The following is a 26523-nucleotide window of genomic DNA, read 5'->3' on the forward strand; positions in this document are numbered from 1 at the left end:
CCATCGCAGGCCGATGCCCCGGCGCGGGACATTGCTCTCACGACCACCGGTCGTCACCGGCAGCGCCATGCGCGCGCCGCGTGTTGAACCCGGCCGCCCCGGCCGCGAACGAGAGAGAGCGCACACGATGTCCCGTACCTGCCATTCCTTCCCGTCCCCTCGCCTGGCCGTGCCGCGCCCGCCGTAAGCGCCGGTGCGGCCCGGCTTCGCCCTTCCCTTCGACGACGACACGACACCACAGACCCCATGAACACGTCGCACCTCGCTCCCTCGCTCGCTCCTTCGCTCGCGGCCGAGCCCGCATCGGCCATCGTCCCGCACCGCCCGCGCAAGCGCCTGCTTGCCGGCGCATTCGCGGCGGCGGCCGTCACGGCCGCCGCCGCACTGGCCATCGCACCGCTGACCGCCTTCGCCGCCGACAAGGTGACCTTCCTGACCTCCTGGTATGCGCAGGCCGAGCACGGCGGCTTCTACCAGGCCGTGGCCGAGGGCATCTACAAGAAACACGGCCTCGACGTGACCATCCGCATGGGCGGGCCGCAGGTCAACGGCATGCAGATCCTGACCAGCGGCCAGGCCGACTTCCTGATGGGCTACGACCTGCAGGTGCTCAAGAGCATCGAGCAGGGCGTGCCGGTGACCACGGTCGGCGCCTCGTTCCAGAGCGATCTGCAAGGGATGATGACGCACGACGACGTCAATGGCCTGGCCGATCTGAAGACCCGCACCGTGCTGGTCTCCACCTCGGGCCGCACCACCTGGTGGCCATGGCTGAAGGCCAAATACCAGCTCGACGAGGCCCAATCGCGCGTCTACACGTTCAACCTGCAGCCCTTCTTCGCCGACCGCAACACCGCGCAGCAGGCCTACGCCTCCTCGGAGGTGTTCGCCGCGGAAAAGGCCGGCGTCAAGACGCGCTTCTTCCTGTTCGCCAACGATGGCTATCCGCCCTACGGCACCACCATCGTGACGATGCAGAAGACCGTCAAGGACAAGCCCGATCTGGTCGCACGCTTCGTGCGCGCGTCGATGGAAGGCTGGAAAAGCTATCTTGCCAACCCGGCCGCGGCCAACGCGCTGATCAAGCGGGACAACCCCAACATGAAGGACGACCAGCTCGCCTGGGGCCTGGCCAAGCTCAAGGAATTCCGGCTGGTCGACGGCGGCGACGCGGCGCGCCATGGCATCGGCGTGATGACCGACGCGCGCTGGCAGAAGACGCGCGACTTCATGGTCGGCGCGGGGCTGCTGAAGGCCGAGACCGACTGGAAGCAGGCCTACACCACGCAGTTCGTCAGGGACCTGAAGGTCATGCCCTGAGCGCGCAAGCCCGCCACTGGCCACCGCACATTCAAACCCGGCGCCATCGCGCGTCTTCCCTACGCATTCCGAGGATTCATCATGCTGGTCACCCGACAACCCGTGCTGCGCCGCTTCTGGTACGCGCTGATGCCGGTCTCGATGCTCGACGACGGCCCCAAGCCCTTCACGCTGCTCGGCGAAAACCTGGTGCTGTGGAAACGCCCCGACGGTTCGCTGGCCGCGCTGCGCGACCGCTGCTGCCACCGCACCGCGAAGCTGTCCAAGGGCTGGGTCAACGAACGCGGCGATATCGTCTGCGGCTATCACGGCTGGGAGTACGACTGCACCGGCGCCTGCGTGCGGATTCCGCAGGCGCCCGACAACCGGGTACCCGCGGGCGCCCGCGTGCCGGCCTATCGCGCGCAGGAGAAGTACGGCTACGTGTGGGTCGCGCTGGACGATCCGCTGCAGCCGATTCCCGACTTCCCCGAAGAAGGCGACCCCGCCTATCGCCGCATCCTGCAGTACTACGAGAGATGGAACACGAGCCCGCTGCGCGTGATGGAGAACGCCTTCGACAACTCGCACTTCAGCTTCGTCCATCGCGCCAACTTCGGCATCGCCGACCAGCCCAGGCCGGAGAAATATGAGCTGACGCAGCGCGACTGGGGCTTCGAGGCCGAGACGCTGGTGCCGATCCGCAATATCGAAGCGGGCCATCGCGTGACCGGCACCACCGAGCCGATCACCTACCGGCATATGTTCAACCGCTGGGACATGCCCTTCACGCGCCGCTTCGGCTGCATCTATCCGGCCAGCGGACGCCATCACATCATCTACAACTGCGCGACGCCGATCGACGACGGCACGGTGATGCTGTCGCAATGGCTGTACCGCAACGATCGCGAGGAGGATTGCTCGACCGAGGAGCTGATCGCCTGGGACGCGCCGATCGTCGCCGAAGACCGCGAAATCCTCGAGGCCACGGACTACGACGCCTGCATCGATACGCGCCGCCGCGTCGAGTTCCATATGGAGTCGGACAAGCCCGGCCTGCTGATGCGCAGGATGCTGCTGGATCTGCTGGAGCGGCACGGCGAGAAGGAAGTGTTCCGCGTGCCCGTCGTCGGCGGCTGAACCATGTTCGCGGACCCGCGCGATACTCGCGCCTTCGAGGCGCCGATCCTGTTCGCCAACCAGGTCGAGAAGACCTATCCCAACGGCACCGTGGCGCTCGAGCGCGTCAAGCTGTCGATCCGGCCCGGCGAATTCGTCTCGCTGCTGGGCCCGTCCGGCTGCGGCAAGAGCACGCTGCTGAAGCTGTTCGCCGGGCTGGAAGCGCCCTCGGCCGGCCATCTGCGCTGGTGGGGCGAAGGCGCGTTGCCGGGCGCCAGGCCCGCTGCCGCCGACGGCGCGCGCCGCACGCTGGCGATGGTGTTCCAGGAGGCCACGCTGATGCCTTGGGCGAAGGTCGCCGACAACGTACGGCTGCCGCTCGATCTCGCGCGCATGCCGCGCGAGCAGGCCGACGAACGGGTGCGGCGGGCGCTGGCACTGGTCGGACTCGCGCAGTTCGGCCAGGTCTATCCGCGCGAGCTGTCCGGCGGCATGCAGATGCGCGTGTCGATCGCGCGGGCGCTGGCGACGGAGCCGGACCTGCTGCTGATGGACGAGCCCTTCGGCGCGCTCGACGAATTCACGCGCAACCGGCTAGACGCCGATCTGCGGTCGCTGTGGGCCGAGCGCGGCCTGACCGTGGTGTTCGTCACGCACAGCATCTACGAGGCGGTCTATCTGTCGAGCCGCGTGGTGGTGATGGCGGCGCGGCCGGGCCGCGTGATCGCCGATGTGGCGATCGACGGTCCCGCGGTCCGCGACGAGGCCTACCGCGTCTCGCCCGACTTCATGCAGCACTGCGCGCGGCTGTCGGCGCTGCTGGCGCAGGCCAATACCGGCGCCGCGCCGGCCGATCCCGCATAGCCGCGCCAACGCGCCTCGAAGGAGTCCGATCATGGCATCCCCCCCTGCTGTCCCGTCCCGCCGTGCAGCGCATCGCCGCGCCGCTGGCCGTCGGCGCGCTGATGCTGCTCGCCTGGCAGGCCGTCTGCGTCTGGCTCGACGTGCCGCCCTATCTGGTCCCCACGCCGTCGGCGATCGCCCGCACGCTGGTCGAGGACTGGGCGCTGCTGTCCGGCTCGCTCTGGGTGACGCTGCGCATCACGATGCTGGCGTTCGCGCTGGCCGTCGTGCTCGGCACCGCGGCCGCCTTCGTGTTCGTCCAGAGCCGGCTGATCGAGGCGAGCCTGTTTCCCTACGCCATCCTGCTGCAGGTCACGCCCGTCGTCGCCATCGCGCCGCTGATCATCATCTGGGTCAAGGAGCCCACGCTGGCGCTGGTGATCTGCGCCACCATGGTCGCGATCTTCCCGATCATCTCGAACACCGTGCTCGGCCTGCGCAGCGTCAATCCGGGGCTGCTGAACCTGTTCCGCATCAACCGCGCCACGCGCTGGGACACGCTGCGCCGGCTGCGGATACCGAGCGCGCTGCCGTATTTCTTCGGCGGCCTGCGGATTTCCTGCGGGCTGGCGCTGATCGGCGCGGTGGTCGCGGAGTTCGTCGCCGGCACCGGCGGCACCGGGGCGGGGCTGGCCTACCAGATCCTGCAGGCGGGCTTCGCGCTGAATATCCCGCGCCTGTTCGCCGCGCTGGTGCTGATCACGGTGACCGGCGTGCTGCTGTTCGGCGCGATGGTGATGCTGTCGCGTCTGGCGCTGTCCCATTGGCATGAAAGCGAGCTGGCATGAGCGAAGCCTCCCCCTTCCATCGAGATCGGCCGCATGGCGGCAAACACCGAACCGACCCTGCTGATCCGCAACGCCACCGCGATCCTGACCGGACTCGCCGGCGATGCGGCGCGCCATCCCGGACCGGACATCCGCCTGCGCGGCGGCAGCATCGAATCGATCGGCACGCTGCCGCCGCTCCCCCGGCGACACCGTGATCGACGCCACCGACTGCGTGGTCTATCCCGCCTGGGTCAATACGCACCACCACCTGTTTCAGTCGCTGCTCAAGGGCGATCCGGCCGGACTGAACCTGACGCTGACACCCTGGCTCGGCGCCACGCCGTACCGCTTTCGCGCGGCCTTCGACGAGGCGACCTTCCGCCTGGCGGCCCGCATCGGCCTGATCGAACTGCTGCGCAGCGGCTGCGGCACGGTCGCCGATCACAACTATCTGTACTACCCGGGCATGCCGCTCGACAGCTCGGCCATCCTGTTCGAGGAAGCGCAGGCGCTGGGCCTGCGCTTCGTGCTGTGCCGCGGCGGCGCGACCCGCACGCGCCAGCTTGAAAGCGAGCTGCCGCAGGCGCTGCGCCCGGAGACCCTGGACGCCTTCCTCGCCGATTGCGAACGCCTGACCGCGCGCTATCACGACGGCGCCGCCGACGCGATGCGGCGCGTCGTGATGGCGCCGACCACGCCGCTGTACTCGATGGCGCCCGACGAACTGCGGACCTGTGCCCGCACGGCACGGCGGCTCGGCATCCGGCTGCACAGCCATCTGTCCGAGACCGTCGAGTACCAGAACGCCGCCCGCGCGATGCACGGCGCCACGCCGGTCGGCTTCTGCGCCGAGGTCGAATGGCTCGGCCCCGACGTCTGGTTCGCCCATCTGGTCAAGCTGGACCGCGACGAGATCCGCATGCTGGGCGCAACGAAGACCGGCATCGCGCATTGTCCTCAGAGCAATGGCCGGCTCGGCAGCGGCATCGCGGATCTGCCGGCGCTGGAGGCGGCCGGCGTGCCGGTCTCGCTCGGTGTCGATGGCGCCGCGTCGAACGAGGCCGCCGACATGATCAGCGAGGCTCACGCCGCCTGGCTGCTGCAACGGGCGCGGCGCGGCCACGCGGCACGTCCGGTGTTCGAGGGCGGACGCTTCGAAGGCGGGGCGGATGCCGCGAGCATCGAGGACGTGGTGCGTTGGGGCACGGCCGGCGGCGCCGCCGTGCTCGGTCTCGACGCGGTCGGCGCGCTGCGGCCGGGCATGGCCGCCGATCTGGCGATCTACCGGCTCGACGATCCGCGCTGTTTCGGCCTGCACGACCCGGCCATCGCGCCGGTCGCCAGCGGCGGCCGCCCGGCGCTGCGCGCGCTGATCGTGGCCGGCCGCGTGGTGGCCGAACACGATGCGATTCCGGGCGTGGATCTCGCGGAACTGGGGGGCGCAAGCCCGCGAGGCGGTGCGTCGGCTGAAAAAGCACGCGTGCGAGGCCTCCGGGACATGAGGGCATCGATAAGGGCACCGGATCGAGACAGGAGAAAACCGAGGGGCTTGCCGTCGGACGCGATGGTCTGCCCGGTGCGCAGACGATCTTCGCCCCGCTAGCTGGCACCCAGCGCGCGATGGAGCGGGCGGACGGCCATCCGCCGATCGCCCGCCGATCGCCCGCCGATCACCCGCCGATCACCCGCCGATAACCGTTGCCAAACCCGACCCACATTCATAAAATGCGAATCGTTCTCATTTCCTAGCACTCACCGGACCTGGACCCGCGCCATGGCCGGAGCCCCCATGTCCGCCGCCGAGTCCCTGCCGTCGCCGCCGATCGATGCCCTGTACAGCGACCATCATTCGTGGCTGTTCGGCTGGTTGCGCAAGAAGCTGTCCTGCCCGCACGACGCGGCCGACGTGGCGCACGACACCTTCGTGCGGATCCTGGCCTCGCGCGATGCGCTGGCCGGCGTCCGCGAGCCGCGCGCGTATCTGACCACCACCGCGAAGCGGCTGATCATCGATCGCGCGCGGCGGCACAAGCTCGAGCAGGCCTATCTGGCCGAGCTGGAACAGGCCGCGGCCTCGCTGGAAGGCTTTCCGTCGCCGGAGCAGACCGTGGCCGCGCTGCAGGCGCTGGCGCAGATCAGCGCCGCGCTCGACGGCCTGCCGCCGAAGCCGCGCGAGGCCTTCCTGATGCACTACCTCGACGGGCAGACGCATGCCAGCATCGCCGCGCATCTGGGCGTGTCGACACGGATGATCCATAAATACCTGGTGCAGGCGCTGGCGCATTGCGCGTTGGCGGATGACGACGCCGGTGCGATGGAGACCGATCACGGCGTCACCCCTGCAGCGTCGCGCGCGCGATGACCGCGCGCCTTGAGGACGACGACCCGGTCGCGCAGGCCGCCGACTGGGTTGCCCGGCTGACCGCCGACGATCCCCAGCAGCGCGCCATCGCCCAGATCGAGTTCGCACGCTGGAAGGCCGCCGACCCGCGGCACGCACGCGCGGCCGCTCGCGTGGAATCGCTGCTCGAGCGCCTGCAAGGCCTGCGCGAGCACGCCGGCGGCGATGCCCGCCCCGCCCGCGCCGCGTTGCGCGCCGCCTTCGACGACGGGCGGCATGATGGGCGGCATGTCGGACGAGATGACCGACGACATGACGGACCGCATGATGGACCGCACGACGGCATGCGCGACGGTAAACCGTCGCGCCGCCGCCGTGCGCCACGCCATCTCGGCGCCCTGGCGGCCGCGCTGGTGACGACCGCCGTCCTCGCGCTGTCGCTGCACGCGTGGCCGCCGGCCTATCTGCTGGCCGATCTGCGTACCGGCACCGGACAATGGCAAACCCACACGCTGCCCGACGGCAGCCGCCTGACGCTGAACAGCGGCAGCGCGGTGGACCTGCGCTACGACGAGGGGCGCCGCCTGATCGAGCTGATCCGCGGCGAGGTGCTGATCGACGTCGCGCGCGATCCGGCACGGCCCTTCGTGGTCCGCACCGCGCAGGCCGATATCGAGGCGCTCGGCACGCGCTTCAGCGTCGACCGCGACGATGGCCGGACCGTGCTGACGATGCTGGAGTCGAAGGTCCGGGCCCGCGCCACCGGCGCGCACAGCGAGCCGCGCCAGGCGGTGGTGTCGGCCGGCGAACGCGTCGCGGTGACGGCGGCCGGCCTCGGGCCGATCGAACGGGTCGATGCCAACAGCATCGAGCAGGCGTGGCAACGCCACCAGCTGATCGCGCGCGGGCAGCCCCTGCCCGAGCTGCTGGACGCGCTGAATCGGCATCGCCCCGGCTGGATCGGCTATGACCGCAAGCAGATCGCCGACGTGCGGGTGTTCGCGGTACTGCCGCTGGACGATACCGAGCAGGCGCTGCAATTGCTGGCCAATGCGCTGCCCGCGGTGCGGGTGCGGCAGTTGACGCCGTACCTGGTGTGGGTGGACGCGCCGGCCGCGCAGTAAGTCGACGCGCCGCGATGGTGTTCTCCCTCGCCCCCTGCAAAAGGGGGGAGGCAGAACACCGTCGCCGCACCTGCTTCCGGTTCCGACTTCCCTGCCTCATCCGTCAAACACAAGAACAACAAAAGCACGGAAACCGCGAAATCATGAGCCACACCCAATCCGAGCCCGCGCGGCCTCGCTTGCATCCGCGCGCCCTGGCCGTCCAGCTGACGGTGCACCTTGCCGTGGGCGCCGCGCTGGCGAGCGCCATGGCGCTGCCCGCGCACGTCCACGCGCAGACGCCGCAGCAGACGCCAACACCGACGCCAACGCCAACGCCAAGACCAGCGCCGGCCCAGTACGACATCCCCGCCGGCCCGCTGGCCGAGGCGCTGACGCGCTATGCGCAGCAGGCCGGCGTCGCCATCACGGTCGACGCCGACAAGCTGCGGGCTTGCGCACGCAGGGCCTGCGCGGCCGCTACGGGGTCGACGAGGGCTTCGGCGTGCTGCTGCGCGGCAGCGGCTACGCGATCGGCAGGACGCCGGCCGGCTATCTGCTCGTGCCGGCCGCCACGCCGGCGCCGCAGGCCAGCGCCGCCCCGGCCGATGCCGCGATGCTGCCGGCGGTGACCGTCACCGGCAGCCAGGAAACCGCGCTGAGCCCCGGCGTCGGCTTCGTCGCCAGGCGCAGCGCCGCCGGCACCAAGACCGACACGCCGCTCGCCGAGACGCCGCAGTCGATCTCCGTGGTCACGCGCCAGCAGCTGGACGACCAGAAGCCGCGCAGCGTGTCCGAGGCGCTGAACTACACGCCGGGCGCCTTCACCGCGCTGGTCGGCGCGACCAACCGCTACGACTACGTCGCGCTGCGCGGCTTCATCGACAGCAGCGTCGACAACTCGCTGCTCGACGGCCTGAAGGTGCTGGGCGATCCCGGCAGCTACAGCTCGATGCAGGTCGATCCGTATTTCCTCGAGCGGATCGACGTGATTCGCGGTCCCGCCTCGGTGCTGTACGGACGCGCCTCGCCCGGCGGCGTGGTGGCGCTGACCAGCAAGCGGCCCCAGTTCGAGCGCGCCGGCGAGGCCCAGGTCACGGTGGGCAACCGCAACCGCTACGAGGCCGGCTTCGACCTGACCGGCCCGATCGACGACAACGGCGTCGCCGCCTACCGGATCACCGCGATCGGCCGCTCGATGGACACGCAGTACCGCCATGTCGAGGAAGAACGCTTCGCCATCGCGCCGTCGCTGCTGCTGAACATCAGCCCGGACACGCGCCTGCTGCTGCAGGCCTATCTGCAGCGCGACCCGCATGGCGGCTATCACGGCGCGATTCCGTCGGATGCGACCATCAACGCCGCACACAACGGCCGCCGCATCCTGCGCAGCTTCTTCGACGGTGAGCCCGGCCACAACGACTTCACGCGCACGCAACGCATGGTCGGCTACCAGTTCGAGCACGCGTTCAACGACCGCTGGCAGTTCCGGCAGAACTTCCGCTACCTGTCGTCCGACGTCACGCTGCAGCAGGTCTATGGCTATGGCTGGGCCGGCCCCAACACGCTGACGCGCTACTACTCGGGCGCGGACGAGAGCCTGGACGCCTTTATCGTCGACAACCAGCTGCAAGGCCAATTCGATACCGGTCCGCTCAAGCACACGCTGCTGTTCGGCGTCGACTACCAGCACCGCCATGTCGACGGCTGGTGGGAATCGGGCGGCGCCGCGCCGATCGACGCGTTCGATCCGGTCTACGGCAATGCGGGCCTGTCCGGCCTGTTCCGCGCCAATATCGACCGCAAGCTCGAGCAGACCGGCCTCTATCTGCAGGACCAGATCGCGTGGGATCGCTGGCGCCTGGTGCTGGGCGGGCGCCACGACATGGCCAAGGTCTCGAACCTCGGTTTCGGCGCCGCCTCGCGCTCGGAATGGGACGGTTCGAAATTCACCAAGCGCGCGGGCCTGGTCTATCTGTTCGACAACGGCATCGCGCCCTATGCCAGCTATAGCGAGGGCTTCAACCCGAGCGGCAGCACCGCCCGCGACGGCAGCCTGCTGCCGCCGACCGAGAGCCGGCAGGTCGAGGTCGGCGTCCGCTACCAGCCGCCACGCAGCAGCACGCTGCTGTCGGCCTCGCTGTACGACCTGACGCAGGACAAGGTCGCGGCGCGCGTGCTGTCGACCCCGTACTACCAGCCGGCCGGCAAGGTCCGCTCGCGCGGGCTCGAACTGGAGGCGCGCTCGCGCGTGACCGACAAGCTCTCGCTGCTGGCCAGCTACACCTACACGCATATGCGCTACGTCGAGTCGCCCGAGGGCGTGGTCGGCAACACGCCGTACCAGGCGCCGCAGCACATGGCCTCGGTATGGGCCGACTATCTGGTGTTCCCCGGCTTCACCGTCGGCGCCGGCGTGCGCTATGTCGGCACCAGCTGGGCCGACAACGAGAACTCGCTGAAGGTGCCGTCGTACACGCTGGTCGACCTGATGATGCGCCTGGACCTGAGCCGCATCAGCCCGTCGCTGAAGGGCGCGGGACTGCGCATCGCCGCCACCAATCTGTTCGACAAGACCTACGTGTCCTCGTGCGCCGGGCTGCTGAACTGCTACTACGGCGAAGCGCGCAACGTGATGGCGACGCTCACCTATCAGTGGTGATCAGCGGGTGATCAGTGGTGATCGGCCGCTGTCGCGAACCCGTTCGCGGACCCGTTCGCGGACCCGTTCGCGGACCGGTTCGCGGATCCATTCCCCGGCCATTCGCCGGTCTGCGCCAGCACCGGCGACACGCTGACGAGCCGGCCGCGCAGCGGCAGCACGCGCGGGCGCCGGATCACCTGCACGACCCGCATCCGCACCAGCCGCTCGGCGCCCGCGTAGGCCTGCACCTCCGGCCCTTCCCAGACGATCTCGGCGCGGACCGCCACATGCAGCAGCGTGCCGGTCTCCCAATCGACGAACAACAGGCCGGCGCGCGGGCTCGCGACCAGATTGCCGATCGTGTTGAAGTAGGCATTGCCGTTGAAGTCGGGCATCACCAGCGTGTCGTCGCCATCCACGCGCACGAAGCCCGGCTTGCCGCCGCGATGCGAGACATCGGCGCCGCCGCTGTGCGGTGCCTCCGGATCGCTGTGATGCGAGGCGATGAACAGCGTGTCGGCGCGCCGCACCAGCGCGATCGCCTCGTGGTCGAGCCGGTCCAGTACCTGCGGCTCGGCGACACCCGCGTCCACTGAGGGCGCGTGCACCGGCAACAGCTCCCGCTGCTGGATATAGCGCGGACAGTTCCCGAAGCTCTGCCGCACCTGCACCGTGAAGCCGCCCGCGTCGCGCCCCGCGATCACGCCATTGAGGCGATTGCGCCGGCGGGTCGGCAATTCGATGCCGAGCAGGCCAAGCTCGGCGCCATCGCGCAGCGCGCCATCGAGCGGATCGCCGGGCAGCGGCAGCGCATCGATGCGCAGCTGCAGCGGATCCAGCGCGTGCGCAAAGCCGGGCGCACCGGCCAGCATGGTCGCCCAGACGCCGCCGTCGTCGGTGCGCGCGCCGGCCAGCATGAACGGCAGCTGTGCGTAGAACAGCCGGTGCTGTTCCAGCATTTCGCCGCGCACCACGCGGCGCCCTACCCCTTCCATCTGCTCGCGCTTGCCGGCGCGCTGCTGCGCCAGGCGTTCGCCGCTGTGGAAGGGAGAACCCTCGTAGGGCCAGGTCGGCAGTTCCATGATCGCGCTCCGCAATGGCAGGTGGGTTCAGGCGGCCTGGGCCACGGGCATCGGCACGAAGCGTGGCAGCGCCTCGACGCGTGCGAGCCATGCGCGGATCGCGGGATACGGCGCCAGGCTGACGCCGCCCTCCTCGGCGCGCGCGATATAGGCGTACGCCGCCACGTCGGCCAGCGTCGCATGGTCGGCCGCGAGGTAGGGCGCGGCCGCCAGCAGCGGCTCCATCACCTCGAACAGGCGGGTGGCCTGGTGCCGCGCGTCGTCCACCGGCAGGTCGCGGCCGAACAGCTTGGCGATGCGCGCACGCGCCGGGCCGTAGGCGATCTCGCCAGCGGCCACCGACAGCCAGCGCTGCACGGCCGCGGCCTGCACCGGATCGCGCGGCAGCCAGCGGCCCTCGTGGTCGTAGCGCAGCGCCAGATAGACCAGGATCGCGTTGGAGTCGGCGATCACGGTGCCGTTGTCGTCCAGCACCGGGATCTGGCCGAACGGATTGAGCCGCAGGAAGGGCTCGGCCTTGTTCGCGCCGCCACGGACATCGACCAGCTCGCAGCGGTAGGGCAAGTCGAGCAGCGACAGCAGCAGCTGGACGCGATGGCAATGGCCCGACAGCGGCACGTGATACAGGACCAGCGGGGCGGCGGGATGCGAGGGGGAGGTGGGGACAGTGGGGACAGTGGGGACAGCGGACATGGTCGGCTCCATTGACGGCAAGCGTTCGGTAGAGGTCGAAGAGGTTGAAGACGTTGAAGCGGTTGGTGAATGCCCGCATTGTGGCCGGCGACCGGTCCGCAATAAAGCGCGCCGAATGTATTTGACTACTCCGATAAATGGAGTAATGTCGCGCGATGGACAAACTTCGCGCGATGCAGACTTTCGTTCGGATCGTCGACAAGGGTAGCCTGACCGCCGCCGCGGCCTCCCTCGGCACCTCGCTGCCGGCGGTGGTGCGAACGCTGGCCGCGCTGGAGGCCCATCTGCAGGTCCGCCTGCTGAACCGCACCACGCGCCGGCTGGCGCTGACGGAGGACGGCCGCAGCTACCTGGACAGCTGTCGCCGCATCCTGGCCACCATCGACGAGGTCGAGGCCGGCCTGACGACGCGGCAGGTCGAACTCGCCGGCCACCTGACCGTGACCGCGCCGATGCTGTTCGGCCAGATGTATGTGGCGCCCGCGGTCACGCGCTTCGTGCAGCGCTATCCCGCGGTGCATTGCTCGCTGAACTTCGCCGATCGGGTGGTCGACCTGCTCGAGGAAGGGGTCGATGTCGGCGTGCGGATCGGGCCCCTGCGCGATTCGACGCTGATCGCGCAGCCGGTCGGCCGGATCCGCCGCGTGGTGGTCGCCACGCCGGCCTTCCTGCGCAAGCATGGCGTGCCGCGCCATCCGGAGGACCTGACGCGGCAGCCGTGCCTGCGCTTCAGCAATGGCAATCCGCACTGGTGGACATTCCAGGACGATGGCCGCGTGTTCCAGGTGCCGGTCACCGGCAATCTCGAATTCAACCAGACCGCCCCGGCGGTTGCGGCCTGCGCGGCCGGCGCCGGCTTCGGCCACTTCCTGTCGTACCAGGTCGCGCCGCTGGTCGCCGAGAAAAAGCTGCGCATCGTGCTGGAGGACTACGAGCTGGCGCCGTGGCCGCTGTCGGTGCTCTATCCGCACGCGCGGATGCTGCCGGCGCGCACGCGCGCGCTGATCGACTGGCTCAAGGCCGATCTGGCGCCGCGCTTTCCGTAGTGGCTGCGATCCCGCCGGCGATACCGGCGGGGCCCGCTTTTTCCTGCACCTTATTCCTGCACCTTATTCCAGCACCAGCCCGGTCCGCCGGATCAGCTCGCCCCATTTGCGCACCTCGCCGTCGACGAACTGACCGAAGGCCGCGCTGCTCATCGGCTCCGGCTGCAGGCCAAGTCCGTGCAGCTTCGCCCGGATGGCGGGATCGGCAAACACCGCGCTGGCATCGCGGTTGAGCTGGCGCACGATCGCGTCCGGCGTGCCGGCCGGCGCGACCAGCCCGAACCAGCCGTAGCCGACCACGCCGGCATGGCCCTGCTCGGCGAAGGTGGGCGCGTCCGGATACACCGGGCTGCGCTGCTCCGACGCGACCGCCAGCACGCGCAGCTTGCCGGCCTTGATGAAGGGCAGCGCCGAGGTGATCGCGGTCAGGGTCGCGTCGACCCGCCCCGCCAGCAGTTCGGTATAGGCGGTGGCGTCGCCCTTGTAGTGCACGGTCAGCGCCTTGAAGCCGGCCTGCGCGGCAAACAGTTCGCCGGTCAGATGCGGCCCCGAGCCGATGCCCGGCGAGGCGAACGTGATGCCGTCCTTCTTCTCACGCGCGAGCTTGATGAAATCCGCCAGCGTGCGCGCGGGCGAGGCGGCGTTGACGATCAGGAAGACCGGTCCGACCACGCGCGGGCCGACCGGCTTGAAGTCCTTGGCGACGTCGTAGCGCTGCTTCAGCCCCGCCGCGGTATTGATCGCGAACGGCGCGGCCGCCCACAGCAGCGTGTAGCCGTCGGGCGCCGCATGCGCGACCAGCTCGTTGGCCACGCGCGTGCCCGCGCCGGGCCGGTTCTCGACCACGAACTGCTGCCCGTACTTCTGGCTCAGCGCGTCGGCCAGCACGCGCGCCGAGGTGTCGTTGGACCCGCCGGCGCCATAGGGCGAGATCAGCTTGACGGGGCGCGAAGGGTAGCTGTCGGCGTGGGCGAGCGGGCCAAGGGCAAGGCCGACGGCAAGCAGTACGGCGGCCATCAGACCTTTGGCCAGCCGGCCGCCGCGAACGGCAGCAAGGACACGAAAGACACGAAGGACAGGAACGACATCGGCGCGCATCATCGCGGCCCTCTCAGGCGATCCGCCGCACGGGCGGAATGACGTACTGGCCCGCGATGAAGGCGGGGCTCGGGTGATAGAGGCGCAGGATCAGATAGAACGGTCCCGCCGGCGCCGGCAGCCAGTTGTCGATCGAAGCGGGACGCGCATGCGAGATGGCGATCGCCAGGCTGCCGTCGGCCTCGTAGCGCAGGCCCGGCGTGCGGTCGCCGATCGCATAGCGGCCGATGGCGTTGGCGGTAAAGAAGCGGTCCTCGCCGTACAGCGACACCGACCAGAACGCCTGCGCGGGCGGCAGATGGCCCGCCGGGAAGCGCAGCTCGTAAGTGCCGGCGCCGGTCAGCGGCTGCCCGTCGGCATCGAAGTCCGCCATCGCGTAGACCGCCTCGTCGGCGCGCAGCGCGCCCAATCCCTTCATCGCGGTGGTCGCGCGCATCAGCCAGTCGTCGCCATAGACGCCGAGCTTCAGGCTGTAGCCCCAGCTCTTGCGCCCCTGGCTGCGCGTATGCGCCTCGATCAGATCCATGCCCTGGCGATAGGCGCTGGCCAGGCCCGCCTGCACCGCCGGCCGCAGCGCGGCGATTTCAATCTCGTCCTCGAGACGGATGCCCAGGCGCCGCAGCAGCGTCAGCAGACCGCGTTCCTCCGGCGATGGCGGGAACTCGCGCAGCGCCTGGAACAGGTTGTGGAAGAAGTCGAGCGCGGCGTCGCCGTTCTCGCGCCACAGCCGCACGCATTGGGGCTGGCGCCCGATCGCCGGCGCATCGAGCCGGAAGCCCTGCTCGAACGCATGCGCGGCCGGCAGGTCCGACTCGCCCTGTACCAGCACGCGGCCGATCAGCCAGACCAGCGACGTCGGACAAGCGACCGCGCGGGCGCTGCCCGTCTGCTGGCCGGGGCCGACCAGTTGCACCGCGGCGCCGTCCGCCGGCACATTGCGCGGCCCGAGATTCTCGAAGTTGTTGGTGTGCGCGTCGAGCAGTTCGACCACGTAGTAGCGGTCCGGCTCGCTCAGCGGCGGCACCTGCAGCGTGACCGGACCGTCGGTCAAATCGACCCAGCCGCAGAAGTACAGCAGGTCGTTGGCGGGCGTGACGATGTCGCGGTCCTCGTGGGTCCATTGGCGCGTGCTGGCCGACAGCACGTTGACCGGCGCGCGGCCATAGCCGGTGGCGGTTTCGACCGAGGTCTGCACGCGGCAGGTGCGCAGCGTCTCGATCAGCGGGTAGCCGTAGATCACCAGCGGCAGCGCGGCGGCGGCGGTCAGGGCCTGCTGGGGGGTTGTCGTAGACGGGGGGCGGAGAAGATGGGGCTGGCGGGATGATTCATGTCGGGTGCTCGCTTGGGTTCGGTGGGATGTACGGGTGCGTGTGCCGATGGATGTGCCGATGCAGGTGCGGGTGCGGAAAGACCACCGCTGGCCCCCGCGTGGGCGGGGGCGACAGCGGTGCGCCCGGCGTCAGGGCCGCAGCGTGATGACGGCATCGGCCGCCACCGGCCCGTCGGCCGTGACGATGAAGGGATTGATCTCCAGCGTGTCGAGCCGTGGCCCGATTGCGGCGGCGGCCTGCGACACGCGCACCAGCACCTGGGCCGCCTGTTCGAGCGGCACGGCCGGATTGCCGCGATGGCCGGCGAACAGCGCCTCGGCGCGGCTGTCGCGCAGCATCGCCAGCGCGCGCGGCATCGACAGCGGCGCCAGACCGAATGCCATCTGGCGGAACACCTCGACCGCGGTGCCGCCGATGCCGGCCAGCGCGACGAGCCCGAATACCGGATCGCGCCGCACGCCGACCATCAGTTCGCCCCAGCCGCGCACCATGCGCGCCACCACCACGCCCTCGAAGGGCGCCGGCGCGCCGCCATGCCGGGCCGCATGTCGGCCGATCGCGTCGCGCACCCGCGCAAAGGCTGCGCGCACCGCATCGGCATCGTGCAGGTTCAACGCCACGCCGCCGACATCGCTCTTGTGCAGGATCTCGCGCGAGCACAGCTTGACCGCGACCGGATAGCCGAGCCGATCGGCGATGCGCACCGCCTCGTCGGCATCGCGCGCCAGACCGTGCGGGGCCACCGGCACGCCGGCCTCGGCCAGCAGCTGCATCGCCTCGTGTTCGGACAGCGCGTTGGCGTCGGCGGCAATACGTGGCAACTGTGGCAACTGTGGCAAGGGCTCAGCCGCGGACTCGCCGCGGCTTTCCGCACCCTGCGCCGCCGCACGCGCCAGCGCGGCAACCGCTTCCATCGCATGCGCGGGCTCGCGGAACACCAGGCAGCCGTGCTGCTCCAGCCAGGCGCGGCGATCGTCGGCCACCAGCCCGCACAGCAGCAGCGGCGCGCTGGCGGCGGTCTCGTGCAGCGCGGCGACGGTGCGCTGCAGCTCGGGCCACAGCGCCGGTGCATTGGCGCCGGCGGCCAGGAACGCCACCACGCTGCCGTATTCCCCGCATTCGGCAACGTCGCGCAGCGCGTCCAGCAACACGCGCGGCTGGGCCACGATCTGGCCGGTGACGTCGATCGGATTGGCGGTGCTGGCGAACGGGATCGCGCCGCGCAGCGCCTGGGCCGGGCCTTGCGGCATCGCCGGCATCGGCAAACCCAGCTGCTCGGCGCGATCGGCCATCATGATGCCGACGCCGCCGGACACGGTGACGATCGCCACCGGCGCCACCGCATCCGCGGCCAGGCCGCTGCCGCTGTGCCAGCGCGACGGCCGGCGGCCGCGCGACAGCACGTAGCCAAGCCGGAAGAACGCCTCCAGCGATTCGGCGCGATGCACGCCGTATTCGTCGAACACCGCCTGGTAGACCGCGTCCTCGCCCGCGAGGCTGGCGGTATGCGATTGCGCCGAACGCGCGCCGGCCTCGGTGACGCCGACCTTGGCCACCACCACCGGCTTGCCGGCCGCGCGCGCGGCGGCCAGCGCGCGGCGCAGCCGTTCGCCATCGCGGCAGCCTTCCATATAGGTCAGGATCACGCGCGTGTCGTCATCGTGCGCGAGCCATTCGATCACGTCGGCGACCTGCAGCCCGGCCTCGTTGCCGGTGGTGACCCAGTGGCTCAGGCCGAGCCCCGCCTCGCGCGCCAGCGCAAAGGCATAGGCGCCGAAGGCCCCGCTCTGGCTGACCAGTCCCACATCGCCCAGCGGCGGCAGCCCGCTCAGCGGAATCGGCGAGAACGTCGCGAACATGCGCTCGCGCAGGTTCATCGCGCCCAGGCAGTTGGGCCCCAGCAGCGTGATGCCGTGATGCCGCGCCTGCTCGGCCAGCGCCTGCTGCATGCGCGTGCCCGCCTCGCCGACCTCGGCGAAGCCCGACGTGAAAAACACCGCCGCGCGCGTGCCGTTGGCCGCCAGCTGCGCCATCACGTCCGCGCTGGCCAGCGCCGGCACCGCGACGATGGCCAGGTCGACCGGCTCGCCCAGCGCGGCGAGCGAGGGCGTGGCGGGTAGCCCCTGGATCTCGGCCGATGCCGTGTTGACCGGATGCACGCGGCCGCCATAGCCGAGCTCGCGCAGCAGCCGAATCGGCATGCCGCCGACCTTCTCGGGCTGGGACGAGGCGCCGATCACGGCGATCGAGCGCGGCCGCAGCAAGGCGGTCAGGTCGGGGCGCGGGGGCGGGGGTCGGTTCGCGGGTCGGTTCGCGGGTCGGCGCGGGGGGTCGGGTCTGGCATCGATGTCTCCGTTGTCGTTGTGGGCCGATGCCGCCGTGGCGGCGGCATCGTGGTGTCTCTCGTGCTGTGTCGTTGGCCAGGCCGTGGGGATGTGCTGCGGCGGGGCGGCTGGGTAGCGGCCCGGCGTCGCTATCGCCCGACGCCGGCCGCCTGCTCGATGCTGCGGACCATCTCGGCCAGCATCGGCGCCACGCGCTTTTCCAGCATGCCGCGGCGCAGCTTGCTGCCGGCGACCGCGCAGTTGAACAGCAGCGGGCGGTTCAGATAGACGATGCGCGAGTAGATGCCGACGCCATGCACGCCGATGCCCGCCTCGCCCTCGTTGGTCGCGAAGCCGCGCTTCGGATAGTGGGCGACGTTGTGGCAGATGCGGTCGTAGCTGGCGGCGTATTCGTCGGGACGCTCGCGCTGCGCGATCTCCATCAGCCGCTGGAACTCGGCCTTGGACAGCGTGCAGAGGAACGCGCGGCCCATGCCGGTGTTCAGCACCGAACGCACCGCGCCGACACCCGGCCGCGCCGGCGTGCCCTCGTTGTGCGTGCAGGTGAGCAGATAGGTCACGTCGAGCCGGTGCGCCACGCCCATCGACACCGCGCCCTCGATACGGTCGGCCAGCGCCTGCATCAGCGGCCGCGCGGTATGCCGCATCGGCAGGCCGGTCAGGTAGGGATAGCCGAGCGCCAGCACCTGCGCGCTGACGAAGTACTTGTCGAGCTTCGGGTCCCAGTCGAGATAGCCCAGCTCGTACAGGGTCTTGCAGATGCGCGACACCGTGGCGCGCGGCAGCTGCAGCCGGCGCGACAGTTCGCCATTGCCCATCGGCTGCGGCTCGTCGATGAAGCAGCGCAGCAAGGCAAAGCCCTTGGCGAGCAGGCCGCCGAACGACGGGTCGTCGCGGCGGCGCTCGGCGATGAATTGTTCGACCGGCGTGTTCATGTTGTCTCCTGAAATCCAGTGTGGGTGGCTGCGGCAACGACCGTCAAATGATGGAACGAATTTCCAGATATTGGAAATAGAGCGGCTGCCGTTGACGCTCCGCGCACGTGCCCCTAACGTGACCGGACGCTGGATCGGACGCCGGGATCGGACGAGTGGCCCGCGCATCGGCGCCGCGGGTGCGAGCCGGCATCCGGATGCGCGTCACGTTGCGCATCCCATTGCGCATCCCTGTTCGCATCCCTGTTCGCATCCCTGTTCGCATCTCTACCCGTAGCCGCCCTCCGGAAGCCGCCATGACCCCTGCCTCCCCGTTCCCGCTGCCGGGCACCGCGCGCAGCGGCTTCCCCGCGCTCGACACCCGTTCGCTGCTGCACGCGCCCAAGCGCCAGCGCGCCCGCGACACCGAGCAGGCGCTGCTGGCGGCGGGCCGCACGCTGCTGGCCACGCGCGACTTCGAATCGATCTCGGTGGCGCAGATCGTCGCGGCCTGCGAGCTGTCGGTCGGCGCCTTCTATGGGCGCTTCCGCGACAAGGCGGCCTTTTTCGAAGCGCTGCAGACCGCGGCGGTGCACGACGCGCAGCAGGCGATGGCGCACCATCTGGCGCCTTCCCGCTGCGCCGCGCTGCCCACCGCGGTGCTGCTCGACAAGGCGATGCGCCTGCTGGTGCGCGGTTGCCGCGCGCAGCGCGGCCTGCTGCGGGCGGCGCTGCAGCAGGCCGGCGCGCGGCCGCAGGCCTGGCAGCCCCATCGGGACTGTGCGACGGCCTTCGCGGACCGGACGGTGGCGCTGCTGGTGCCGCGGCTCGGCGGCGACGCCCGGGCCGAGGCGAAGGTGCGCTTCGCCATGCAGGCCGTGTTCGGCATGCTGGTCAATGCGCTGCTGCATGACCCGCTGCCGGTGCGGCTGGACGACGACGAACTGCCCGTGCAGATGGCGCGGCTGATCGGCAGCTATCTGGCGCCGATGCGGGATTGAAGCCGGCGAGCGGGCGCATCGCGATCCCAAACCATCATCACAAGACGGAGACCAGCATGAACCCACGCAGCAAGGCGGCCAGGCATGAGGCGCCACGATGCACGATGGCGCGATACACGATGGCACGATGGTTGGCGCGACGCACGACGGCGATGCGCGCCGCCACCCTGGCGCTGTTGACGCTGGCGGCCTTGCCGTTGCATGCGCAGGACCCCTACCCGAGCAAGCCGATCCGGATCGTCGTGCCCTATCCCGCCGGCGGCTCGACCGACACGCTGGCCCGCACGCTGGGCGACACGCTGAGCCAGCGGCTGGCCCAGCCGGTCGTGGTCGAGAACAAGGGCGGCGCGGGCGGCATCATCGGCACCGACCATGTCGCCAAGTCCGCGCCCGATGGCTACACGCTGCTGATGACGGTGCCCGGGCCGATCACGGCCAACCTGGCGCTGTACAGGAAGCTGCCGTACGACCCGCGCACGGATCTGCAGCCGGTCTCCGACATCGCCACCATGCGCACCGTGCTGGTGGTCAACAGCACGCTGCCGGTCAAGAGCGTCGACGAATTGCTGGCCTATGCGAAGGCGCATCCCGGTGCCTTGCGGATGGGATCGTGGGGTCCGGGCACGCAGCCGCATACGATCCAGTCGTACCTGGCCAAAACGAAAGGGCTCGATATCCTGCACGTGCCCTATCGCGGCGAAGGGCCGATGGTGTCGGACCTGCTGGCCGGGCAGGTGAACATGACGATCGGCTCGGTGACCGCGCTGAAGCAGCATATCGCCACCGGCAAGCTGCGCCCGCTGGCGGTGATCGGCACGCGCCGGGCGGTGGGCCTGCCCGATGTGCCGACCTTCGCCGAGGCGGGTTACCGCGATCCGGCCTACGAGGTCGTCGGGCCGACCACGCTGCTGGCCCCCGCGAAGACGCCGCCTGCCATCGTCGAGCGGCTCGGGCGCGAGGTCAGCGCGCTGGTCAGGAGCGGCCCGCTGGCGCGCCGGATCGACGAGATGGGCGCCGAGCCGGTCGGCAATCTGCCGGCCGAGGCCAGCAGCGCGTATCGCGCCTATCTGCCGGTGGTGCTGAAGCTGACCGCCGATACCGGCGTCAGGCTCGACTGACCGAGGACGGCCGGAACGTCAGCGGCACCTCCCATGGCAGGCCGCCGCGCTCGGCAAACATGGCGCGATAGCGGTCCGCCAGTTGCAGCAGCGCCCCTTCGCAGGGCTCGGGCAGCGCGTCGGCCAGGCGCAGGCACTGATGCCGGGCCAGTGTCTGGATCCAGCCGTTCAGCGCGATGTCCGCGTTCATGTCGCCCGGGTCGCCCCAATAGTCATCGATGTTCTTGAGCAGCACCCCGGCGAGGGCATCATGAGTGTCGGAGACGTCCTCGCCCTGGGTGACCGCGTGCGCCAGCGCCCGCACGATCGCCTGCATCAGTCCGCGCCGCTGGTCGCGGTCCGGCAGCGAGGCCAGCGTCCACAGCAGATTGTCCTCGCGCTGATGCAAGGGCTTGAGCACGGCCCGGCGTACCGCGCCGTCGATCAGCGCATCGTGGGCCAGCACCAGGCGCGCGTCCGTGAGGTTCGCCCCGTGCAGCGCCGCGCCGGCCAGGGCCATCATGTCGAGCGTCTGGCCGCGCAGGTCCGCATCATGCAGCGAGGCGTTCTGCAGCCGCGCCGCGGCGAGCCGCGTACCGGCCAGCTTGGCGCCGTCCAGCCGGGCGCGGCGCAGGTCGGCACCGCGCAGATCGGCCCCCTGCAGGTCGGCACCGACGAGGCCGGCCCCGATCGCCTTGCAACGGACCAGCACCGCGCCGCGCAAGTCCGCGCCGCCCAGGTCGAGCGGGCCCAGGTCGCTGTCGCGCAGATTGCGCCCGCGCAAGTCCGCGCCGGCGCCCAACAGGTGCGCCGCGACATCGGGGCACAGGCGGCGCAGATCGATGTCCGACGGCAAGGGCGGGCCCTGGGGCGGCACCTCGGCGCTGCCTTCGGACGCGCCATCGGGTTCCGCTTGCGGGCGCCGAGCGTGCCGCAGCAGCTCGGCGCGGCGCCGGCGGCCGGCCTCGCGGCTCTCGGCAGACATGTCCGTGGCATCGAGAGCCGGCGGCAGCCAACCCTTGACGTAGAGCGGCACCATGCGCGGCCGCGCGCGATCGTGGCTGCCCTCCTGGCGGACCTCGCGGCTGATTTCGTGGCTGACTTCGTGGCTGACCCCGCCGCCGCCACGGCCGTCGCCACCGTTCTCCACGCGCAGCGCGCAATGCTTGACGAAGCGCCGCACCCTCGCTTCCCACAGCACTTCGTCGCCACCGAGGCGCAGGCACCGCATCAGCCGCGCGAAGCGCTGGCGGTGCGTCATCTGCCAGAGCGTAGCGGTCTTGATTTTCCAGCCCGAGCCCGAGCGGCACAGGCGGAATCGATGTCCCTGTACTTCGATGACCTCGCCGCGCGCGAGCGCCGCGCCGATCGCGGGCCCCAGACGCGGCGATTCGACTGCCGCGCCGAAGGCAGTGCAGTCGCGGTACGACAGGGTGTGATACGTACGCATCGTCTTGGCCCTCTTGATTCCTGATGTCTTGATGTTCCGATGTCCCAGGTCCCCGCTATCCCCGCTATCCCCGCTATCCCCGCTATCCCCGGTGTTCCGGTGTTCCGATATGCCGATGTCTGGGTGGAATGGAGAATGCCCTCCGCCGGGCAGGCGCCAAGGTAACCGCGTATGGCGACGCCATTTGCGTAACATGCCGCCACTTTTGGAATTTGAGACGCGAAAGGCGCGCCGACGACGACAATGCAGCGCGGCCATGACCGGTATGCAGCGTGTCACGCTTGCTTGGCCGGCACTCGGAGCGCGCCCTACAATCGAGCGCGACGGCCATCGCCGGCCCGCCGGCCGGACCCGTGGACCCGCCTTCTCCCAACCTTTCGCTCTCCCTCTATGGCAACGCTATTTCTCGTGCGCCACGGCCAGGCCTCCTTCGGCGCGGCCAATTACGACTGCCTGTCGGCACAGGGCCGCCAGCAATCGCGCTGGCTCGGCGAGTATTTCGTCGAGCGCGGGGTGCGCTTCCGCCGCGTGATCGCCGGCTCGCTGGTGCGTCAGCAAGACACGGCCAGCGAGATCCTGGCCGCCATGGGCGAAGCCGGTGCCGGACTGACGATCGAGACGCATCCGGGCTTCAACGAGTACGACGGCGAGGCGCTGTACTGCGCCCACACCGGCGGCGCGGATCATCGCGCGCATCAGAACGGCGACTACGCGGACTACTGGCGCACCTTCCGCGCGGCGTTCGCGGCCTGGACCTCCGGCACGCTGACCGGCATGCCCGAGAGCTGGGACGAATTCGGCAAGCGCATCGCGGCGGGGCTGGCGCACGGCGCCGAGGGCTCGGCGCGCGAGGACGCGATCCTGGTGGTCAGCTCGGGCGGCGCGATCGGCCGCGCGGTGGCCGACATGCTGCACGCGCCGGCGCAGACCGCAATCGAGCTGAACCTGCAGTTCCGCAACACCGCCTTCTGCGAAATCATCTGCGGCCGCACACGCAGCGGCTGCTCAGTTTCAACAACGTGCCGCACCTGGAGCGCGCGGACCGGCGCGGCGCGATCACCTTCGCCTGAGCAGCACGGCGCCGGCATCGCCGGCGTCCGTCGGCGGCCACCCTCCACCTTCCCGGCATTTGATCGGCAACCTCGGAGCCCCCATGCAACCATCCCAGTTCGAAACGCTGCGCTACGCCGTCGCCGACGGCATCGCCACCATCACGCTGCACCGGCCGGAACAGATGAATACGTTCAACGCGCAGATGATGCAGGAGCTGATCGCGGCCTTCGATGCCAGCGACGCCGACGATGCGGTGCGCGCGGTGGTGGTGACGGGCGCGGGACGCGCGTTCTGCGCCGGCGCCGATCTGTCCTCGGGCGGCTCGACCTTCGATTTCGAGAAGCGCTACGGCGCGCCGGCCGACGCGCCGCACCGCGACGGCGGCGGCCGCGTCGCGCTGCGGATCTACCGCAGCCTGAAGCCGGTGATCGGGGCGATCAACGGCGCGGCGGTGGGCATCGGCGTGACGATGCAGCTGCCGATGGATATCCGGATGGCCTCGACCACGGCCAAGTTCGGCTTCGTGTTCTCGCGTCGCGGGATCACGCCGGAGGCCGCGTCGTCCTGGTTCCTGTCGCGCGTGGTCGGCATCTCGACCGCGCTGGAGTGGTGCTACACCGGCCGCGTGTTCCCGGCCCAGGAGGCGCTGGAGCGGGGCCTGGTGCGCTCGCTGCATGCGCCCGACGAGCTGCTGCCGGCGGCCTACGCGCTGGCGCGCGAGATCGCCGACAACGCCGCGCCGGTGTCGGTCGCGATCTCGCGGCAGATGATCTGGCGGATGGCCGGCGCAGCGCACCCGATGGAGGCGCACAAGCTCGACAGCCGCGCGATCCAGTCGCGCGGGCGCTCGCCGGACGCGAAGGAGGGCGTCGAGGCCTTCCTGCAGAAGCGCCCGGCCGCGTTCCCGCAGACCGTCTCGCGCGACATGCCCGACTTCTTCGACTGGCAGGGCGAGCCGCCCTTCGTTTGAGCGCCGTTCGATCGGGCGCCGTTCGATTGGCGCCGTTCGATTGGGCGCCCTTCGTTTCAGCGCCCATCGTTCGGGTGCCGTTCGTTCTGCGACTACTGCCGGCGCGCGTTGACCACCGCGTCGGCGACGTTGGCCGGCGCCTCGGCGTAGTGCTTGAACTCCATCGTGTAGGTCGCCCGGCCCTGGGTCAGCGAACGCAGCGAAGTCGAGTAGCCGAACATCTCGGCCAGCGGCACCTCGGCCCGCACCAGCTTGCCGCCGCCGCCCGCGATCTCGTCCATGCCGTGCACGATGCCGCGCCGCGACGACAGATCGCCCATCACGTTGCCGGTGAACTCCTCCGGCGTCTCGACCTCGACCGCCATCATCGGCTCGAGCAGCACCGGACGCGCGCGCCGCATGCCGTCCTTGAATGCCATCGAGCCGGCCATCCGGTAGGCGTTCTCGTTGGAATCGACCTCGTGGTATGAGCCGAACACCAGCGTGACCTTGACGTCCACCACCGGGAAGCCGGCCAGCACGCCGGCATTGAGCGTCTCCTGAATGCCCTTGTCGACCGCGGGGATGAACTCGCGCGGGATCACGCCGCCCTTGATCGCATCGACGAACTCGTAGCCCTTGCCCTGCGGCTGCGGCTCCAGGTCGATCACCACATGGCCGTACTGGCCGCGGCCGCCCGACTGCTTGACGAACTTGCCCTCGACGCCCTTGATCGCCTGGCGGATGGTCTCGCGATAGGCGACCTGCGGCTTGCCGACGGTCGCCTCGACGCCGAACTCGCGCTTCATGCGGTCGACCAGGATTTCGAGGTGCAATTCGCCCATGCCGGAGATGATGGTCTGGCCCGATTCCTCGTCGGTCTTGACGCGGAACGACGGGTCTTCCTGCGCCAGGCGGTTCAGCGCCACGCCCATCTTTTCCTGGTCGGCCTTGGTTTTGGGCTCCACCGCCTGCGAGATCACCGGATCGGGGGAAGGTCATCCGCTCCAGGATGATCACGTTGGCCGGGTCGCACAGCGTGTCGCCGGTGGTCGCCTCCTTCAGGCCCACCGCCGCGGCGATGTCGCCGGCTCGCACTTCCTTGATCTCGTTGCGCGTGTTGGCATGCATCTGCAGGATACGGCCCAGGCGCTCGCGCTTGCCCTTGACCGGGTTGTAAACGGTGTCGCCGGAGTTCACCACGCCGGAATACACGCGGAAGAAGATCAGCTGGCCGACGAACGGGTCGGTCATGATCTTGAAGGCGAGCGCGGAGAACGGCTCGTCGTCGTTCGGATGGCGCTCGGCATCGCGATCGTCCTCGGTATGGCCGCGGATCGCCGGCACGTCGGCGGGCGACGGCAGGTAGTCGACCACCGCGTCGAGCATTGCCTGCACGCCCTTGTTCTTGAACGCGCTGCCGCACAGCATCGGCACGATCTCGTTGGCGATGGTGCAGCTGGCGCAGGCCGGCCTTGATCTCGTCCTCGCTCAGCGGCTCGCCGCCGAGGTATTTCTCCAGCAGCGACTCGTTGGCCTCGGCCGCGGCCTCGACCATCCGCTCGCGCCACAGCTGCGCGGTGTCGACCAGCTCGGCCGGAATCTCCCGGTATTCGAAACGCACGCCCTGGCTGGCCTCGTCCCAGACGATGGCCTGCATGCGCACCAGGTCGACCACGCCCTGGAAGTGGTCCTCGGCGCCGATCGGAATCTGCACCGGCACGGCCACGCCCTTCAGGCGCTCGGCGATCTGCTCGCGCACGCGGAAGAAGTCCGCGCCGACGCGGTCCATCTTGTTGACGAAGGCCAGCCGCGGCACGCCGTACTTGTTGGCCTGGCGCCAGACCGTCTCCGATTGCGGCTGCACGCCGCCGACCGCGTCGTAGACCATCACGGCGCCGTCGAGCACGCGCATCGAGCGCTCGACCTCGATGGTGAAGTCGACGTGCCCGGGGGTGTCGATGATGTTGATTCGGTGCTCGGGATACTTGCCGGCCATGCCCTTCCAGAACACGGTGGTGGCGGCCGACGTGATGGTGATGCCGCGCTCCTGCTCCTGCTCCATCCAGTCCATGGTGGCGGCGCCTTCGTGCACCTCGCCCAGCTTGTGGCTGACGCCCGTGTAGAACAGGATGCGTTCGGTCGTGGTCGTCTTGCCGGCGTCGATATGCGCACTGATGCCGATGTTGCGATAGCGCTCGATGGGAGTTTTGCGGGCCACGACAATCTCCTGAGTTAGGGGCCTGAGTAGAACCTGAGTAGAACCTGAATAAAGGGGTCGGAGA

18 protein-coding genes and 4 pseudogenes are annotated in these 26523 nt (G+C 70.0%); 14 read left to right on the forward strand and 8 right to left on the reverse strand.

Going from position 1 to position 26523, the window contains the following annotated elements; translation table 11 throughout:
- Positions 1–246 precede the first annotated feature (246 nt).
- The 9 genes and pseudogenes from OJJOAM_RS17750 (at position 247) to OJJOAM_RS17790 (ending at position 10197) form a co-directional block, all read left to right on the forward strand.
- The gene (locus tag OJJOAM_RS17750) at positions 247–1320 is read left to right on the forward strand and encodes an ABC transporter substrate-binding protein (RefSeq protein ID WP_422650580.1); all 1074 of its coding nucleotides are present in this window, start codon (positions 247–249) and stop codon (positions 1318–1320) included.
- A gap of 81 nt (positions 1321–1401) precedes the next feature.
- Positions 1402–2439, forward strand: a complete 1038-nt coding sequence (locus tag OJJOAM_RS17755) for a Rieske 2Fe-2S domain-containing protein (protein ID WP_422650581.1) — start codon at positions 1402–1404, stop codon at positions 2437–2439.
- A gap of 3 nt (positions 2440–2442) precedes the next feature.
- Positions 2443–3282, forward strand: coding sequence for an ABC transporter ATP-binding protein (locus OJJOAM_RS17760; RefSeq protein WP_422650582.1), 840 nt, complete (start codon positions 2443–2445; stop codon positions 3280–3282).
- 101 nt (positions 3283–3383) lie between these two features.
- Positions 3384–4109: an ABC transporter permease gene (locus tag OJJOAM_RS17765; protein ID WP_422650947.1), complete on the forward strand. Its 726-nt coding sequence runs from the start codon at positions 3384–3386 to the stop codon at positions 4107–4109.
- A gap of 33 nt (positions 4110–4142) precedes the next feature.
- Positions 4143–5593: pseudogene (locus OJJOAM_RS17770) on the forward strand (amidohydrolase family protein).
- A 287-nt stretch (positions 5594–5880) separates the two neighbouring features.
- Positions 5881–6453 (forward strand): sigma-70 family RNA polymerase sigma factor, encoded by a 573-nt coding sequence (locus tag OJJOAM_RS17775; RefSeq protein WP_422650583.1) that lies wholly within the window; start codon positions 5881–5883, stop codon positions 6451–6453.
- Positions 6450–6557: pseudogene (locus OJJOAM_RS17780) on the forward strand (hypothetical protein); the annotation flags it as partial. The gene OJJOAM_RS17775 and the pseudogene OJJOAM_RS17780, both read left to right, overlap by 4 nt.
- A 288-nt stretch (positions 6558–6845) precedes the next feature.
- Complete coding sequence (locus OJJOAM_RS17785) at positions 6846–7556, forward strand: FecR family protein (RefSeq protein ID WP_422650948.1); 711 nt, start codon at positions 6846–6848, stop codon at positions 7554–7556.
- A 433-nt stretch (positions 7557–7989) separates the two neighbouring features.
- A complete protein-coding gene (locus OJJOAM_RS17790) occupies positions 7990–10197 on the forward strand; it encodes a TonB-dependent siderophore receptor (RefSeq protein ID WP_422650584.1) in 2208 nt (735 codons plus the stop codon).
- An 11-nt stretch (positions 10198–10208) separates the two neighbouring features.
- Here the strand turns inward: OJJOAM_RS17790 and OJJOAM_RS17795 are convergent, their stop codons facing one another.
- Complete coding sequence (locus OJJOAM_RS17795; protein WP_422650585.1) at positions 10209–11261, reverse strand: pyridoxamine 5'-phosphate oxidase family protein; 1053 nt, start codon at positions 11259–11261, stop codon at positions 10209–10211.
- A gap of 27 nt (positions 11262–11288) precedes the next feature.
- Positions 11289–11954 (reverse strand): glutathione S-transferase family protein, encoded by a 666-nt coding sequence (locus OJJOAM_RS17800; RefSeq protein WP_422650586.1) that lies wholly within the window; start codon positions 11952–11954, stop codon positions 11289–11291.
- Positions 11955–12109: 155 nt separating this feature from the next.
- Between OJJOAM_RS17800 and OJJOAM_RS17805 the strand changes: the two genes are divergently transcribed.
- A complete protein-coding gene (locus tag OJJOAM_RS17805) occupies positions 12110–13000 on the forward strand; it encodes a LysR family transcriptional regulator (RefSeq protein WP_226107009.1) in 891 nt (296 codons plus the stop codon).
- A 63-nt stretch (positions 13001–13063) separates the two neighbouring features.
- On the opposite strand, the gene OJJOAM_RS17810 is transcribed toward OJJOAM_RS17805, so the two are convergent.
- From OJJOAM_RS17810 to OJJOAM_RS17825, 4 genes are all read right to left on the reverse strand, one after another.
- Positions 13064–14017, reverse strand: coding sequence for a Bug family tripartite tricarboxylate transporter substrate binding protein (locus tag OJJOAM_RS17810; protein ID WP_422650587.1), 954 nt, complete (start codon positions 14015–14017; stop codon positions 13064–13066).
- A 94-nt stretch (positions 14018–14111) separates the two neighbouring features.
- A complete protein-coding gene (locus tag OJJOAM_RS17815; protein ID WP_422650588.1) occupies positions 14112–15338 on the reverse strand; it encodes a DUF1254 domain-containing protein in 1227 nt (408 codons plus the stop codon).
- Between the two features lie 219 nt (positions 15339–15557).
- The gene (locus tag OJJOAM_RS17820) at positions 15558–17693 is read right to left on the reverse strand and encodes an acetate--CoA ligase family protein (RefSeq protein WP_422650589.1); all 2136 of its coding nucleotides are present in this window, start codon (positions 17691–17693) and stop codon (positions 15558–15560) included.
- Positions 17694–17902: 209 nt separating this feature from the next.
- A complete protein-coding gene (locus OJJOAM_RS17825) occupies positions 17903–18709 on the reverse strand; it encodes an IclR family transcriptional regulator (RefSeq protein ID WP_422650590.1) in 807 nt (268 codons plus the stop codon).
- Between the two features lie 296 nt (positions 18710–19005).
- Here OJJOAM_RS17825 and OJJOAM_RS17830 point away from each other — a divergent pair, with 296 nt between their 5' ends.
- A complete protein-coding gene (locus tag OJJOAM_RS17830; protein WP_422650591.1) occupies positions 19006–19689 on the forward strand; it encodes a TetR/AcrR family transcriptional regulator in 684 nt (227 codons plus the stop codon).
- Positions 19690–19793: 104 nt separating this feature from the next.
- A complete protein-coding gene (locus OJJOAM_RS17835; protein WP_422650949.1) occupies positions 19794–20807 on the forward strand; it encodes a Bug family tripartite tricarboxylate transporter substrate binding protein in 1014 nt (337 codons plus the stop codon).
- Here OJJOAM_RS17835 and OJJOAM_RS17840 read toward each other — a convergent pair.
- Positions 20794–22494 (reverse strand): pentapeptide repeat-containing protein, encoded by a 1701-nt coding sequence (locus tag OJJOAM_RS17840; RefSeq protein ID WP_422650592.1) that lies wholly within the window; start codon positions 22492–22494, stop codon positions 20794–20796. The two genes, OJJOAM_RS17835 and OJJOAM_RS17840, sit on opposite strands and share 14 nt — an antisense overlap.
- 132 nt (positions 22495–22626) lie before the next feature.
- Between OJJOAM_RS17840 and OJJOAM_RS17845 the strand changes: the two are divergent.
- Both OJJOAM_RS17845 and OJJOAM_RS17850 read left to right on the forward strand, forming a co-directional pair.
- Positions 22627–23306 (forward strand): annotated as a pseudogene (locus tag OJJOAM_RS17845) (histidine phosphatase family protein).
- Between the two features lie 83 nt (positions 23307–23389).
- Positions 23390–24259, forward strand: a complete 870-nt coding sequence (locus tag OJJOAM_RS17850; protein WP_422650593.1) for a crotonase/enoyl-CoA hydratase family protein — start codon at positions 23390–23392, stop codon at positions 24257–24259.
- 92 nt (positions 24260–24351) lie between these two features.
- Here OJJOAM_RS17850 and fusA read toward each other — a convergent pair.
- Positions 24352–26459, reverse strand: a pseudogene (fusA, locus tag OJJOAM_RS17855) (elongation factor G).
- Between the last annotated feature and the right edge of the window lie 64 nt (positions 26460–26523).

Origin of the sequence: Cupriavidus sp. H18C1, from assembly GCF_049311595.1 — a bacterium.
GTDB lineage: Bacteria > Pseudomonadota > Gammaproteobacteria > Burkholderiales > Burkholderiaceae > Cupriavidus > Cupriavidus cauae.

Bases quoted from the DNA above. Each gene is read 5' to 3' on its own strand.
- OJJOAM_RS17750 (WP_422650580.1), top strand. From the start codon at position 247: ATGAACACGTCGCACCTCGCTCCCTCGCTCGCTCCTTCGCTCGCGGCC.
- OJJOAM_RS17755 (WP_422650581.1), top strand. From the start codon at position 1,402: ATGCTGGTCACCCGACAACCCGTGCTGCGCCGCTTCTGGTACGCGCTG.
- OJJOAM_RS17760 (WP_422650582.1), top strand. From the start codon at position 2,443: ATGTTCGCGGACCCGCGCGATACTCGCGCCTTCGAGGCGCCGATCCTG.
- OJJOAM_RS17765 (WP_422650947.1), top strand. From the start codon at position 3,384: ATGCTGCTCGCCTGGCAGGCCGTCTGCGTCTGGCTCGACGTGCCGCCC.
- OJJOAM_RS17775 (WP_422650583.1), top strand. From the start codon at position 5,881: ATGTCCGCCGCCGAGTCCCTGCCGTCGCCGCCGATCGATGCCCTGTAC.
- OJJOAM_RS17795 (WP_422650585.1), bottom strand. From the start codon at position 11,261: ATGGAACTGCCGACCTGGCCCTACGAGGGTTCTCCCTTCCACAGCGGC.
- OJJOAM_RS17800 (WP_422650586.1), bottom strand. From the start codon at position 11,954: ATGTCCGCTGTCCCCACTGTCCCCACTGTCCCCACCTCCCCCTCGCAT.
- OJJOAM_RS17805 (WP_226107009.1), top strand. From the start codon at position 12,110: ATGGACAAACTTCGCGCGATGCAGACTTTCGTTCGGATCGTCGACAAG.
- OJJOAM_RS17810 (WP_422650587.1), bottom strand. From the start codon at position 14,017: ATGGCCGCCGTACTGCTTGCCGTCGGCCTTGCCCTTGGCCCGCTCGCC.
- OJJOAM_RS17825 (WP_422650590.1), bottom strand. From the start codon at position 18,709: ATGAACACGCCGGTCGAACAATTCATCGCCGAGCGCCGCCGCGACGAC.
- OJJOAM_RS17830 (WP_422650591.1), top strand. From the start codon at position 19,006: ATGACCCCTGCCTCCCCGTTCCCGCTGCCGGGCACCGCGCGCAGCGGC.
- OJJOAM_RS17835 (WP_422650949.1), top strand. From the start codon at position 19,794: ATGGCGCGATACACGATGGCACGATGGTTGGCGCGACGCACGACGGCG.
- OJJOAM_RS17840 (WP_422650592.1), bottom strand. From the start codon at position 22,494: ATGGCCGCGCTGCATTGTCGTCGTCGGCGCGCCTTTCGCGTCTCAAAT.
- OJJOAM_RS17850 (WP_422650593.1), top strand. From the start codon at position 23,390: ATGCAACCATCCCAGTTCGAAACGCTGCGCTACGCCGTCGCCGACGGC.